The organism is Granulicella arctica (genome assembly GCF_025685605.1).
Lineage (GTDB): Bacteria > Acidobacteriota > Terriglobia > Terriglobales > Acidobacteriaceae > Edaphobacter > Edaphobacter arcticus.
The window spans coordinates 4,638,215-4,652,932 of the sequence record NZ_JAGTUT010000001.1 but is presented as its reverse complement, the minus strand read 5'-3'; the positions used below and the strand labels follow the sequence as shown (position 1 = coordinate 4,652,932).

Below are 14,718 nucleotides of genomic sequence, written 5' to 3'. Positions count from 1 at the left end.
GCAACCAGCACAAGCCTGCTCCTGCTGACGCTCTAGAAATCAAGCCGAGCCGATACCTGCCCCGTACGGCTGCCACCAAAGTCAGACCCACGCGCCTGCGTGATCTTGCCAAAGTTGGCAGTCGTGATATCCAACGCCGGATCACTCAGGTTCGTATGGTTCAGTACATTGGTAAACGTGCCTTCCACCCGGAACTTCACACCCTCGATGAGCGCGAACTCCTTCGATACACCCGACGATAGGTTTACAGTTCCCGGCCCGACAATCGACCCGATCTGCGCATTGCCAAATCGTCCAATCGGCGGCGTAGCCCCAGCCTGTGCGGGATTGCCACCGGTGTAGCAATTCGTTCCCGGCGTCCAGTTCGGAGCACCCGGACACACAATGGACGCCGTGTTGATCCAGTTACTCCGGCTCTGGTTGGAAGGCTTCGTCGCACCCACCCTGTCCGGTTTCTGTGCACGATGCCCAAGGTCGCCAAACTGACCGCCGTTGAGCCCCGACCCCGTGCCCGAAGGGTCAGCCTCGCCACTCGGTATGTAAGCCGAGAGGAACGGCCCCGTCTGGATCAGGAAGATGTTGCTCGTCCGCCATCCTCCAACCAGCAGGTCCGCAACCTTACTCATATTCGACCCAATCATCCTGCCGCGACCGATCGGCAGATCGTACAGCACCGTCGAGCTCCAGTGATTGCGACGCGTCCCATACACGTTGCCAAAGTCCACCGATCGATCACCCGCATACGAAGATCGCGCTCCACCATTCTCCAGTGCAAAGCCCGTGTTGTTCGGCCCCTGGTTGTCCGAGACGTTCTTCGCAAAGGTATAGGTTGAGTCGAACTCAAGCCCGCGATTCATGTGGTGCGAGAACTCGACCTGCCCCGAGTGGTAGCTCGCATTCGCGCCAGTTGACCGGGTGTTGATGCGTCCCCAGTTCGGGAAAGGCCGCGCCGTCAATGGCTGTACATATGCCGAAGTCGTCGAAGAATAAGCCAGGTCATTCAAGTTAGGAGCCCACACCAGCTGATGCGTCTCGAGGCCAATATATGAGACGCGCAGCCCAAACGAATGCCCCAGGTCTCGATCAATCGAGAGCGAGTACTGCTCCGAGTACGGGTCCTTCCAATGAATATCGTTCGCCGTTCCAAAGTAAGCCTGCCCGAACGATGCCGTGTTGCTGTTGATCCCCGAACCAGCCCCAATCGCCGGCCACGCAAACGCAGGCCCGGTCGCCGTCTGCACATTCGGGAACGCCACCGTGTACGACTGTAGCGTTCCCGTCAGCGAGTAGAAGTTCCGCCCCAGCAGCGTAATGTCGTACATCCCAAAGCCGCCGCGCAACACAGTCCGGTCGTTGCCGAACGGCCGATACGCCACCCCAAATCGCGGCATGAAGCGCTTCGTCGGCACCTCACGCAGGCCAGACGGCAAGCCAGCCTGCGCGTTCGAGACCACCGGCGTACATGCCGCACCATTCACCGTCGATCCGCCCGTTGAGGTTCCGATCGCACACCCATTGAAGCTATTCAGAAACGCCTGCGACAGCACACCCTCGCCTCCAGCGGGATACACCACCCGGCCCGACTTGGCCACCGATGGATCAAAATTCCCGATGTTGCCCGAGGGATCGTGGTACGCCGGGTGATACTCATACCGCACACCATAGCTCACGACCAGATTCTGTCGCGCATGCCACTCATCCTGAAAGAACGCATTCGAGTACAGCGACTTGCCATCGTTATCCGCTGCAACCTGGTCATACTCCGTCACGTTCGGCGTACCTACCAGGAAGTCGGCGAACTCCTGCCCCGTAAACTGCGCACTCGTAAAGTCGAACGTCCCATAGTTATCCGCCCCGAAGAATCCGAGCGGCGTCAAAGCCTCGACATGCCGGAAGTCGACACCAAACTTCATCATGTGGCTCCGAACCTGCCAGCTCACCGTGTCGAGATACTGGATCGTCCGCGACTTCGTAATCGACGTAAGCCTATCCGCATTAAGCGAAGAGAGCGCCTTGAAGTCCAGCTCCGGCACCCCGTTGAAGAAGAGATTCGTCAGCCCCTGCAGCCCCGTCGACTGCGCGAACCCCGGCCCGTTGAAGCCGTTCGTCTGGCCCGTGTTGTCGAACGTAAAGCCAAATCGAAACTCATTAATCAGCTTCGGCGTGATGTTGTAGTTCGCCGAAAGCACAAGGATGCGATCCTGAATCGTCTCCTGGCTGTTCGGCACCAGCAGTGGCTCCGGCAGGCCGATGTTGTAGTTCTTCCACGTATACCGCGCAAAGAACAGCGCCTTCTGGCCCACGTACTGGTCGCCACGAACATCGAACTGGTTCGACGACTGATCCGCCGCCTGGTTCACATAGTAGTTCGGCACCCCATTCGGAAACACAGTAGGATCGCCATGGTTCGGATCAGGAAAGAACTGTAGAAACTTCTGCGAAGCCGTATTGATGTTCGGCAGCTGATTATTCGCATAGAAGGTTCCCGGAGCAAACGGATTCCTCAGGGAGTTCGCCGGAAGGTAGTTGAAGTTTCCCGTCTTCATCAGCGTGCTCGGAACGATGTACTGGTTCGGCGTACTCTGTGGCAGCCGGAACGCCTCAAACGTCCCAAAGAAGAAAGTCTTATCGCGCCCATGATAAAGATGCGGAATCGTCACCGGCCCGCCAACGCTCGCCCCGAAGTCATTACCCACAAGCCGCGGCTTCGTTGCCGCACCGAACGGCGTCGCATTGAACGCCGCATTCTGGTGATACCAAAACACACCGCCATGCAGCTTGTTCGTGCCCGACTTCGACACTGTCGTCACCTCACCCGGCTGCCCGAACTGCGCATTATTCAGCACGCCGTCCACACGCAGCTCCGCGATCGACTCGCCCGAAGGAAACGCATTCGGCAGCGGGGAGTTCGACGTAGCATTCTGCGAAGTAATACCGTCCACTGTCACCTCCGTCTGGAACGGCAGCCCACCCTGAATCGAAAATCCTCCACCCGTTCCATTGTTCGGAGCCGTATCCGTCTGCACCCCCGGCAGCGTCTGGATCAGGTTCAACGGGCTCGTCCCACTCGAACTCGCCCGATAATTTGCCGGAAGATTTCGTACATCCGCCGCATCCAGACTGGCCGCAATCGACGCCGTCTCCGTGTCAATCACACCAGCGGCCGAAGCATCGACCGTCACCTGCTCCGACACGCTACCGGGCTGCACCGCAACATCCGCGCGTAACTGCTGGCGCGCTGCCAGCACAAGCTGTTGCACCTCCGTCGACTTGAATCCGGCAGCATCCACATGCACGACGTAGTGCCCCGGCGGAAGATTGTTGACCTCGTAGTTCCCCGAACCGTCTGCATGCGTCGTCCGAACCACAGCCGTATCCGTGTTTGTAACCTTCACAGTTGCAGAGCTGATCGCCGCTCCGGTTGGGTCCTGAACCGTGCCCACAATCAACCCCTGCGTCGACTGCGCTTTCAAGCCAATCCCGCTAGTAACACTGAACAGACAGACAATAATCATCAACGATCGGCGCATGGACATCTGCATGAATGGGCTCCTGAAGAACAGCAATGGTTGAGTGGCAATCAATCTTGTAGAAGCTCGACTAATGTTGGTTGTTGCTCAATATATAAAAGGACTGCGAACGTACCAAGAATGCAATGTGACCAGCCGATAAATAGTGTCTTTATCGGTGCATGCCTTAAACCTGTGTAACATCAGCCGGATAGAGGATTCTTATCATGAACATCCGCAATCTAGTAAGTATTTTTGCTCTGGGTCTCTCGTGCTTCAGCCCACTCCAAAATGCGGGTGCTCAAAAGCCTTCCGTCAAAGACCGCAACGTGATCATCGTCATGACCGACGGCCTTCGCTGGCAGGAGGTCTTCCGCGGAGCCGACGAAACCCTCCTTACCCCCATAAATTACTACGATGGTCGCGACGTCAAGAAGCTCCAGCAGAAGTTCCTCGCACCGACCCCCGAAGACCGCCGCGCCCGCCTGCTCCCCTTCCTCTGGAGCACCTTCATCCCGCAGGGCCAGTTCTACGGCGACCTCGACGCCGGCTCCGACGCCCACGTCACCAACGGCTTCAACTTTTCGTACCCCGGCTACAGCGAAACCCTCACCGGCCATCCCGACCCCAACATCAATTCGAACGACAACAAGCCCAACCCCAACGTCACCGTCCTCGAATGGCTCAACAAGCAGCCCGGCCTCCAGGGCAAAGTAGCCGCCTTCGGAGCATGGGAGGTCATTGGCGGTATCGTCAACGCCGCGCGCTGTAACTTCCCCGTCGCCGTCTCCTACGACCCCTTGCTCCTCACGCCATCGACCCCCGAGATCGATCTGCTCAATCAATGGAAAGCCGAGTCCCCTCGTATCTGGGACGACGAAGCCTTCGACGCGCCCACCTTCTACACCGCCATGGCTTACCTCAAACTCAAGCAGCCACGCGTCATGTTCCTCTCTCTCGGCGAGACAGACGACTGGGCTCACGGTGGCAACTACGGCGAGTACCTCGACTCCGCCAACCGTGTCGATGCTGACCTCGCGCAACTTTGGAAGCAGATCCAAAGCATGCCGCAGTATCGCAACAACACAACCCTCATCTTCCTCACCGATCATGGTCGCGGCAGCGGTCCAGACGACTGGAAGGGCCACGGCCAGAAGACCCCCGACTCAAAGAACATCTTCATCGGCCTCTTCGGTGCCGGCGTCCCAGCCACGGGTCTCCAGAAGAACGTTGCCGAAGTAACGCAGAACCAGGTCGCCGCTACCGTCGCACAGTACCTTGGTCTGGATTGGAACGCACAAGAACCTCGCGCAGGAAAGCCGCTACCCACGCAAGCCACCCACTAAGAAGCAACATTATTTCGAACCAATCAAATTTATGAGGAGTCCTGTGATTCACAGCAGGAAGCATCATCGCGTCTCGGGATGATGCCACTACGTCATGCGCATCCAAGGGAGTGATGCAGGCGCAGCAAGTGGGAGAACGTCATTACTATGAGTGCGGAAGCGGCAACGAAAACACGTACGAGTCATGTCACTCCCATCGTCACGGCCGCGCCCGAAACTTTACCAGGCCCACGAAGAAGTCACCGGCAACTATAAGCCTGGAAGCAAAGTAAGACACAAACGCTTCGGCGAAGGTGAAGTCAAAGACTGCTACGGAGATGTAGCGCTCGTCCACTTCGCCTCCGCAGGTGACAAGAAGTTGAAGATCAACTTTCTCACCGCACGCTAGCAGACCTAAATGAAACGACCTACGCACAAGTCGACTCACTTCAAACGTATCGACTCCACGCAAGTAACCTGCGGACTAAGTCGCCCATCGGACAATGAAAGCTGGGCACAACGTCTAAAGTCACTCTCAGCAATAGGAGGTAACGCAATGGCTGCAAGCTTTAGTCTTTGTAACGGAACCTTTAGCGATACACAGAAGCGCCTCTTCTCTGGCTTCCCACTTTCTACGATGTCACCCCAGGCCTGTCCGAAGTGCGGCATTAAGACCTATCCCGAGCGCGCCGGCACCGACTGGATTCCCAAGATGCACAAGGGACCCACGCTCCTTAATCCAGTTCAATATAAAACTTTCACTCCACCGGAAACTCAGCAACCTTAGGCGTAACTCTCGGATCGATCTCTGTAGCTCCGCCAGCCTTGTTAATCACATTGCGGATCCCGCCGTTCTTCCCAAGGCAGACCGTGATCATGTGATGGAAGTGAATGCCCGGTCGCGTTGGCACCTCAATAGCTCGACTCAGCTTGATATCCGGATGCGTGAAGACACTGTAGATTCCAAGACCCCACGCCTCGTGGCTCTTCACTGCATCGGCTACCTTGTACGCCGCCCAGCCATCGGTACCTGCAGCGCTCGTAAAACTCGCCTGTGTCGGAGGGTCATACGGTATCTCTGACTGGTAGAAGTAAGTCCGTCCTCCCTCACCATTCCAAAGCACCTGAAACTCCTGCTGGTGCTCGACAAACAATCCATACGCAGTTACATTTTGACCATTTACAACAAGACCGTTCGCGCTCGGATTAGTTGCCCAGCCGACACCCGCCCCATGATCCGCCCGCCAGATCCACGTATGGTCGATCACCACATCGTTGCTGTTCACCTCAAGATTGACACCCGCGCTTCCGGGTCCCGCACCACCTACCCGAAAGAAGATATCGTGCAGCGACACCGGGTTATCGCGATGGCTCGCCGTACTCCCAATCGGCCCCACCTGTAGCAACACTGGCGACTTATCCAGACCCGCATCCAGCAGCAGTCCAGCCAGAACGATCCCATCCACATCCGCTGTAACTAACGCAGCCTTACCCGTAACAGGACGCAGCGTCGCAAACCCCAGCCCAAGCACCACCGTGTCCGGGCGACTTACACGGATCGGCTCAGAAAGCTCATACACCCCAGGCATAAACAAGAGGTTCTTTCCCCGTGCAAGCTGCTTGTTCATACCAGCCGCCGTATCCACTCCCGCATGCGCAATGTAAAAGTTCTCAATCGCAATCGACCTACCTGGAGTAACCCCACCTCGCCACGTAATCCCCACGGCATCCCGCCGCAATGACGGAACCCGCACACTATAGTTCCCCACACCGTCCACCTGCAGGAAAGGCTTCTCGCGAATGACCGGCGTCCTCGCCACTTTCGTGTACGGTGGTGCAGGCCACTCCCCAACCGGCATCGTTGGGACCCCCACAAAAACCATGTTCCAGTTCGATCCCGTCCAGCTTCCCCACTCGCTGTTTCTCGAGATCCACTGCTGCTGCGGACCAGCCCCAACATTTCCATCGACCAGATCATCGGACATCCATCCGCCACTGGCCCACCCATCATTCTGGTGCAGCACAATACTCCCGCGCACATGCATCCGCCGAAACGGCACCGCCTGCGACACAGCCCACTGCATCGTCCCTCCAGCAGGAGTCACCGCAACTCCTTCAGCGCCCCTCCAGAAAGTTGTCGTAGCATTATTGCTCTTCAGGCTCGCATCAACATGCAGGTTACCCGCAATGCTCACCTCATCCGGCGAAGCGCCCAGGCCAAGCACCTGCGTGTAGAAGCCCACCGGCACATCCACGTGATACGTCCCCGGCAGGAACAGCAGCGCATTCCGCTCCGGCCCAAACTCATTGTGTCGCTGGACCCCGTACACCGCATCGATCTTCTGCTGAATGACAGCCGAGGACATACCCGGATCGAACACCGCAACGTTCGGGCCGAAGTCAGGCTTCGTTGCACCTGCAGCCATCACAGGAAGAACGCTGAACCCACCCAACACGAGCGCGAACCCGCGCAACATAATCACTTCAAACAACTGCTTGCCGTTCATTAAATCTCCCCGGGATCTTTGCCAATCGCCTTCACTCCACGCTGATCATTATCCATGACGTGAAGCACCCGCTCTCCTTCGGCTCGTCAAGAGTTGACAACCCTCCCTCCACATAATTAACTCAAGCTTCACATAATGCACAGCCGTCGCACGGGAGACACCATGGGTCCAGTCACAGATGTTCCACGCCAGCGCCTCGCCAGGGTCGCTCTGCTCATCGCCGCATTCACCCTCACCAGCGTCGCATCCGCGCAGGAGGTCTCCGGCAGCATCAGCGGCACCATCATCGACCCCAGCGGTGCAAGCGTCAAAGGTGCCATCGTCACCCTCACCAACGCTGATCGCGGCCACGTAGAGCGCTCCCTCACCACCAACGCCGCAGGCTTCTACACCGCCAACTCGCTCCCCCTCGGCAGCTACACCATCCGTATCGAAGACGCAGGCTTCAAGAGTGAGTCCATCACGGGCCTCGTCCTTCACGTTCAGGACTCCATCACCATCAATCGCTCCCTCCAGGTTGGCAGCTCCGACCAGCAGATCGCCGTCACCGCCGACGCCCTCCAGCTCAACCTTGAAGACGCCACCTCCGCCAGCCTCATCAACGGCACTCAGATGCGCGAACTCATCCTCAACACGCGCAACTATGAACAGCTCCTTGGCCTCCAGCCCGGCGTCGCCTACACCGGCACCTCCGACCAGATCTACCTCGGCCCCACCAATCCTCTCGGCGGCGCCAACACCGTAGCCTTCTCCGTCAACGGGCAACGCACCAGCGCCAATAGCTGGACTATCGACGGCGCCGACAACGTAGACCGCGGTTCCAACCTCACCCTCCTCTCCTTCCCCAGCGTCGACGCCATCGCCGAGTTCAAAACCCTTCGCGGCACCTACTCCGCCGAGTACGGTCGGGCCGCAGCCGGTCAGGTCAGTCTCGTCACCCGCTCCGGCACCAACCAGATCCACGGCAGCGCCTACGAGTTCTTCCGCAATAACGAGTTCAACGCCAACGCCTACTTCAACAAACTCACCGCCATCCCCACGCCCCTCGCTCCCCTTCACTATCACGACTTCGGCTACACCGCAGGCGGCCCCGTCGTCATCCCGAAGATCTACAACGGGCACGACCGCACCTTCTTCTTCTTCTCGCAGGAGTTCCGCCGCGTCATCACCTACTCCCCCGTCACCCTCAACGTGCCCTCTGCCTCCGAGCGCGCCGGCATCTTCCCCTTCGCCGTCTGCGCCAACCTCAACTCCTCCGCCTCGAAGTGCAACGACGCCGGCGTCACTCAACTTCCCGCCGCCCGCCTATCGCCACTCGCGCAGGCCTACCTCAAGGACATCTACTCCCTCGACGGCTCCAAGGTTCCCCTCCCCAACCCCGGCGCCGGTCAGGACCCTCACGCCTTCACCTACAACGGCCGTAACGTCTACAACGACACCCAGGAAGTCGTCCGTATCGACCAGGCCTTCGGTCAGAAGCTGAACGTCTTCTACCGTCTCGTCCACGACAGCATCCCCACGCAGGAGCCCTACGGCTACGGCAGCGGCAGCACTGGCTTCCCCGGCGTCCAGATCACCAACACCCGATCCCCCGGCACCCAGCACCTCGGCCACGCCACCTACGTTCAATCCGCCACACTCCTTGCCGATGTCGGCTACGCCTACTCCTCCGGAGCCATCATCAGCACCCCCGTCGGCTCCGGACTCAGCACCAACTCCCCCGACATCAAGCCAACCCTCCCCTACACCTCCACCCTCGGCGTCGTCCCCAACCTGTCCTTCACCGGCTTCACCGGCATCAACAACGCTGGTATCTACAACGATTACAACCGCAATCACAACATCTTCGGCAACGTCACCAAGCTTGTGAAAAGCCACACCTTCATCTTCGGCGTCACCTACAACCGCTACCAAAAGACCGAGAACCTCACCGGCGGCAACGCAGGATCGTTCACCTTCACAGCAGCCGTAGGCTCTCTGCCCACCAGCTCGCAAGCCGGGGCAAACGTCGACAACATCTTCGAGCAGTCCTTCGCCAACTTCCTCCTCGGCACTGCGACCGGTGGCTTCGTGCAGAACTCAAGCTCCCGCACACCCAACCTCCACGCCAACCAGATCGAGGTCTACGCGCAGGACAACTACAAGGCCACCCACCGCCTCACCCTAAACCTCGGCGTCCGCTACTCCTACTTCCAGCAGCCCACCGACTCCAACAACCAGCTCTCGAACTTCAACCCCGCCACCTACATCGCCGCTAATGCACCCACTATCGATTCGAACGGCAACCTCTGCACCGCTGCACCCTGTGCCAACACCGCCCACCTCAACACCGGTGTCCCTAATCCCACCTACGATCCCCTCAACGGCATCGTTCTCGGAACTCCCGGCAACTTCGGCCACGCCTCCCCCTACGGCGCACAGGTAGGCACAGCGGATAAGGCGAACTTTGCCCCTCGTATCGGCCTCGCCTTCGACCTCTTCGGCGATGGCAAAACCGCCTTCCGCATGGGCTACGGCATCGCCTACGACGCCTCCCTCTATGGCGACTACGAGCAGAACGTCTTCTACAATCCGCCCTACGTCGGCACCGCAACCTACACCCTCACCACCCTCGACAACCCAACCGGCGGCACCGTCTCCACCGCCGCACCCGCCCTCCCCACCATCTACTCCGAGTCGCCCCAGTTCCACACCCCCTACTCACAGCAATATTCAGTCGACATCCAGCAGCAGCTCACTCCCACCCTCGTCCTCGACATGGGCTACTTCGGCGATCATGACACCCACCTCCTCGGCTACATCGACATCAACGCTCTGCGTCCGGGCGCAGCCGCAGCCGCAGGCATCCTGCCCGCGGGCGGCTTCATCAACTCCACCCAGACCAAGCTCGCCAATCAACTTCGCCCCTACAAGGGCTACGGCGGCATGTACGGCGACGAGACCATCTTCAGCTCCAACTACAACTCCCTCCAGATCTCCGTCAAGAAGCGCTTCAAAGGCAACAGCCTCATCGACGGCAACTACACCTGGTCGAACTCCATGACCAACAGCCCAGCCGACCGCAGCGGCGCGCCCCAGAACATCTACAACATCGCAGGGGAGTACGGCCGCAGCATCCTCAGCCGCACCAACATCGCCACCATCGACGGCGTCTGGGAGCTTCCCTGGTTCCACGATCAGAAAGGCATCGTCGGCCACGTCCTCGGCGGCTGGGAGACCTCCGGCATCCTCGCCGCAAACTCAGGCCTACCCTTCAGCGTCAGCACCTCCGCAGGAGGCCTCATCAACGGTGTAGTCAATGCAGACGTAGCAGGCCTCGGCATCATCGGAGCCAGCCCCGCCGGCCTCCGCCCCGACCAGATCTCCAGCCCCCAGAACGGCACCGGCCTCAAGACCCGCCTCAAATGGTTCAATACCGCAGCCTTTGCCTCGCCAAGCGCCACCCTCGGCCAGCCCGGCAACGCCAAGCGCGGCACCATCATCGGCCCCGGCTTTGTTCGCCTCGATACCGGCATCTTCCGCAACTTCCGCATCACCGAACGAGCCGCCTTCCAGCTACGAGGCGAAGCCTTCAACACCCTCAACCACACCAACTTCAGCTCTATCGCCGTAGCCGCCACCACCCCATCCACCTTCGGGCAAGTCACCGCAGCCCGCGAAAACCGCATCCTCCAGTTCGGAGGCAAGCTCTCCTTTTAGAGCCACTCTCTCATTTCCAACCCAAAAGCCGTCATCCTGAGCGGTCTCTCTGAGTTCCAATAAAAATATGTCATCCTGAGCGAAGCCTCTCGCAGCCTTGCCGCGAGAGGCGCAGTCGAAGGACCTTCGGTTTCCTCACATACCGATCTCGAACTGCGCTTTCCCTCGCCACGTCGTCAACCAAAGGATCTTCGGATCTGGCCCCTCACCGCCACTAACTCTTACCGCCCCAACCCAACTCGCGGCCACCCACCGCGCCACTCAATCGTGGAAAGCTGCATAGAAGGCTTCCCCGTAGCCGCGTCATAAGCATGAAACACCATCAAGTCTTTCCCACCAGCCAAAACACTCTCCCCACCCGGACCAAGCCACCGCGCATTCGCCACCAGCACCTCCGTCCCACCCCCATCCGTCAGCGCCTTCCCACTCATATCCACATAAGGTCCGGTCACAGACTTTGAGCGCCCCACCATCGTCCGGTACGTACTCTTCACCCCACGGCAGCAAAGGTCCCATGAAGTAAACAGATAGAAGTACCCTCCGTGCCGCACGATGAACGGAGCCTCTACTGCCTCCCAGTTCGCAGGCAGGTTCGGCGGAGCAGGCTCAGCGTTCTCCGGCCTCGCTCGCCGCGCCAGCGAGTAGAGCGTCGTGTCCGTCTTCGACAACATCCCCGCATCATCCAGCCGCCACATCTTGATCCCATCCCAGAAGCTCCCAAACGAAAGCCACGCTCCACCCTTGCCATCAAGAATAAAGTTCGGATCGATCGCGTTGTAGTTATCCCCAACCTTCGACTCGAACACCAATCCCTTGTCGACCCACTTGAAGGCAGGGCTCTTTGCATCGAGCGTCTTGTTCACTGCCAACCCAATCCCCGACGTATTCTTCCCAAAAAGCGAATAGGCGTAATACAGCCGGTACTCATGGTTCACGTACGAAACATCCGGCGCCCAGAGGTCCTTCGTGCCCGGACTCCGCTCCTTGATCCAGTCCGGCACCGCATCGAAGACATGCCCGCAAAGCTTCCAATGCTCCAGGTCATCCGAGCACCGCACCGCAAACTGCCCACCATCGGGAGCCTTCCCCGTCGCGAAGACATACCAGGTCTTCCCTTCCTTCATGATCGAGGGATCATGCGTGCCCGCAACATCGCCCGACAACAAATAAACATGAGGCTCCGCAGCCCGGCACAAGTTCACCGCAAGCAGAAGAGTCGACAAGACCCCAGCAACCCGCATCCATCGAAACAAAGTCACCCTCACCCTACCGATACTCCGCCGCAAATGCGTCCGCATCCCGATTCAAATCCGCAGCCCCGGGAGCACCATCAATCAGCAAAACCCTGTGCCGAAACGTAGCGCTCTGCCCCTTCTCAAGCATGAAATCCAACTCGGGAGCCTTCGGATCGAAGATATGCTGCCCAAGCGGATTCGCCGCAAACAGCCCATACCCCCGCGCATGCCAGAAAGTCGGATAGTTCGGATTCTTCGGATGATCCAGAATCGCAATCGTCATCGCATGACCGCCCGTCGTTCCCGTCAGAAGACACCATCGCCCCCGCGTCGCCCACGCCGCATCACCCTGCTTGCCTTCGCTGGTCAAATAAACGCCGGTAGCCCCCGGCACATTATTCGTCTGCACCGGAGTAGGCCGTCCGGAAGCATCCGTAAACGTCCCACCCTTCTCATTCGCCGACTCCAGAAAGTGAGCCACCCGAATCCCCAGCATCCCTTCCTTGTCGTCGTGAAACACCACCTTCCGCAGCGCCTTCAGCGTCACAACCTCATCGATGCTCCGCTCTCCGGCCTTGGTACCAAAAACATAAAGCGTCGTCTGTGCAAGCACGTCCTCACCAGCTCCATTCGTCCACACAGACTCAACAGTCAACTCACCCCGATCGCGCCCACTCTTCGTCGACACAATCTTCTGGTGATGAATCGTCCCCATCTTCCCGCGATCCTCTACCTTGATCGCATCCGAGTTATTCCAGAAGTCGAAGTTGTCGACGTTCCCATAGCTGAACCACATCCCCGCATGATGCGGATGATCCGTCCGCTCCCCTTCCCGCGGAGCCAGCGGATAGCCGCGCGACACCTCCACGCCACCCGGCGCAATCAGCGGATAAAGCACCGGCTTCTTCTGCGCAGTCCCCCAGAGGTAAGAAGTAAACGGCGCACCATCCACCGTCACATCCACCCTCTTCCGCGCCTCGTCCGGAACCACCTTCACTCCCTGCGCCATCATCTGCATCCCCATCACCGCCACCGCACAGCCGAGGAGCGCCTTACGCATACACCTTCCCTCCCACCATCACCTGCTGCGTCTTGTCGTTGAACGTCACCTTCTGCCCCGTCTGGATCGCCGCAATATTCATGCACAGCGCGACGGAGTGGCTATAGCCCGCCTCGATGCTCGCATTCGGCGTCTTACGCGATCGGACGCACTCCATCCAGTTCCGCATATTCGCCGACGTCTCAGGATCGGCTCCCGTATTCGCCGAAGTCTCCGCCTTCTGCACGTTCTCACTCAGCGAGAAACTTGCCAGCTCATTCGCCGGCATCTTCATCTCCGCCGCCGACTTCGCCGAAAGTCCACCCTCCGGCGTCACCCGCTGCTTATCCATATCCAGCATCCCGCCGTTCGAGTAGTAAAGCTCCTTCACCCCACCCGCCGAGTTCGTAAACCGCGACGAGTACTGCACCTGGAAGCCCTTCGTCAGGTCATCCTCCGGACCATAGTCGAACACCGCCGTCATCGTGTCCCAGTTCTTGCGCCCGTCATGCCACAGATAGTTCCCGCCATTCGCCACCACGCTCCGCGGATGCGGATAGCCGCTGAACCAATGCACCGTATCGATCTGGTGTACGAGCCACTGGTCTGGAATCCCCGACGAGTACGGCCAGAACAGCCGGAACTCCAGATACTTCCGCGCATCGAACGGCTCGTACGGATAGTTCAGCAGATACCGCTTCCAGTCCGTATCCTGCTCCTTCAACAGGGGCACCACATCCGGCCTTCGCCACCGACCCGGCTGGTTCACATTCCACGTCATCTCCACCATTACGATGTCGCCGAACTTGCCCGACTTGATGTACTCATAGGCCCGCTGATAGCTCGGCGTACTCCGACGCTGCGTTCCCACCTGCACGATCTTTCCCGTCTGCTTCACCGCAGCCAGAAAGTTCCGCGCATCCTCCATCTTGTGCGCCGTCGGCTTTTCGACATACGCATCGCGCCCCGCCTTCACCGCCTCAATCCCATGCTGCGCGTGCTGGAAATCGGCCGTCGCAATCAGCACAGCGTCGATGTCCTTGCGCGCATACAGCTCATCGTTATTCCGCACCGCCACAACCGGCGATCCGCTCATCTTCTGGACAAACGCCGCACCCTCATCCCGTCGCCGATTCCAGATGTCCGACACCGCTACGAATTCGAAGTTCAACTCCTTCGCATGTTGCTGGAACGAAGGAATCAGGGCCTGCTTCATCCGGTCCCCGCATCCGACCACGCCCACCCGCACCCGATCATTTGCGCCAAGGATACTCGCATAGCTCGTCGCACTCCGCGAAACCACCGTTGCCGCCAGCGCAGCGCCGCCAACCTTCAAAAACTCACGTCGATCTGAATTCACAGCCATGCAATCTCCTCCGTACCGTTCTCAGAGCATTCACAAAT

General features: G+C 59.1%; 8 protein-coding genes. 3 read left to right on the top strand and 5 right to left on the bottom strand.

Going from position 1 to position 14,718, the window contains the following annotated elements:
* Positions 1–32 precede the first annotated feature (32 nt).
* On the bottom strand, positions 33–3,542 hold the full coding sequence (locus OHL20_RS19650) for a TonB-dependent receptor (protein WP_263384850.1): 3,510 nt from the start codon (positions 3,540–3,542) through the stop codon (positions 33–35).
* Between the two features lie 194 nt (positions 3,543–3,736).
* Between OHL20_RS19650 and OHL20_RS19645 the strand changes: the two genes are divergently transcribed.
* Positions 3,737–4,855 carry an alkaline phosphatase family protein gene (locus tag OHL20_RS19645; RefSeq protein ID WP_263384849.1) on the top strand — a complete coding sequence of 373 codons (1,119 nt, stop codon included), beginning with the start codon at positions 3,737–3,739 and terminating at the stop codon, positions 4,853–4,855.
* Between the two features lie 184 nt (positions 4,856–5,039).
* Positions 5,040–5,243 carry a hypothetical protein gene (locus tag OHL20_RS19640; protein WP_263384848.1) on the top strand — a complete coding sequence of 68 codons (204 nt, stop codon included), beginning with the start codon at positions 5,040–5,042 and terminating at the stop codon, positions 5,241–5,243.
* A gap of 349 nt (positions 5,244–5,592) precedes the next feature.
* Here the strand turns inward: OHL20_RS19640 and OHL20_RS19635 are convergent, their stop codons facing one another.
* On the bottom strand, positions 5,593–7,341 hold the full coding sequence (locus OHL20_RS19635; protein ID WP_263384847.1) for a coagulation factor 5/8 type domain-containing protein: 1,749 nt from the start codon (positions 7,339–7,341) through the stop codon (positions 5,593–5,595).
* 162 nt (positions 7,342–7,503) lie between these two features.
* Between OHL20_RS19635 and OHL20_RS19630 the strand changes: the two genes are divergently transcribed.
* Positions 7,504–11,040, top strand: a complete 3,537-nt coding sequence (locus tag OHL20_RS19630) for a carboxypeptidase regulatory-like domain-containing protein (RefSeq protein WP_263384846.1) — start codon at positions 7,504–7,506, stop codon at positions 11,038–11,040.
* A 221-nt stretch (positions 11,041–11,261) separates the two neighbouring features.
* Here OHL20_RS19630 and OHL20_RS19625 read toward each other — a convergent pair whose 3' ends face one another.
* The 3 genes from OHL20_RS19625 to OHL20_RS19615 are packed head-to-tail and all read right to left on the bottom strand — an operon-like array spanning position 11,262 to position 14,680.
* Positions 11,262–12,281: an arabinan endo-1,5-alpha-L-arabinosidase gene (locus tag OHL20_RS19625; RefSeq protein ID WP_263385062.1), complete on the bottom strand. Its 1,020-nt coding sequence runs from the start codon at positions 12,279–12,281 to the stop codon at positions 11,262–11,264.
* A gap of 25 nt (positions 12,282–12,306) precedes the next feature.
* Complete coding sequence (locus OHL20_RS19620) at positions 12,307–13,335, bottom strand: DUF6807 domain-containing protein (RefSeq protein WP_263384845.1); 1,029 nt, start codon at positions 13,333–13,335, stop codon at positions 12,307–12,309.
* Positions 13,328–14,680: a Gfo/Idh/MocA family protein gene (locus OHL20_RS19615; RefSeq protein WP_263384844.1), complete on the bottom strand. Its 1,353-nt coding sequence runs from the start codon at positions 14,678–14,680 to the stop codon at positions 13,328–13,330. The genes OHL20_RS19620 and OHL20_RS19615 overlap by 8 nt, the downstream gene beginning before the upstream one ends.
* Between the last annotated feature and the right edge of the window lie 38 nt (positions 14,681–14,718).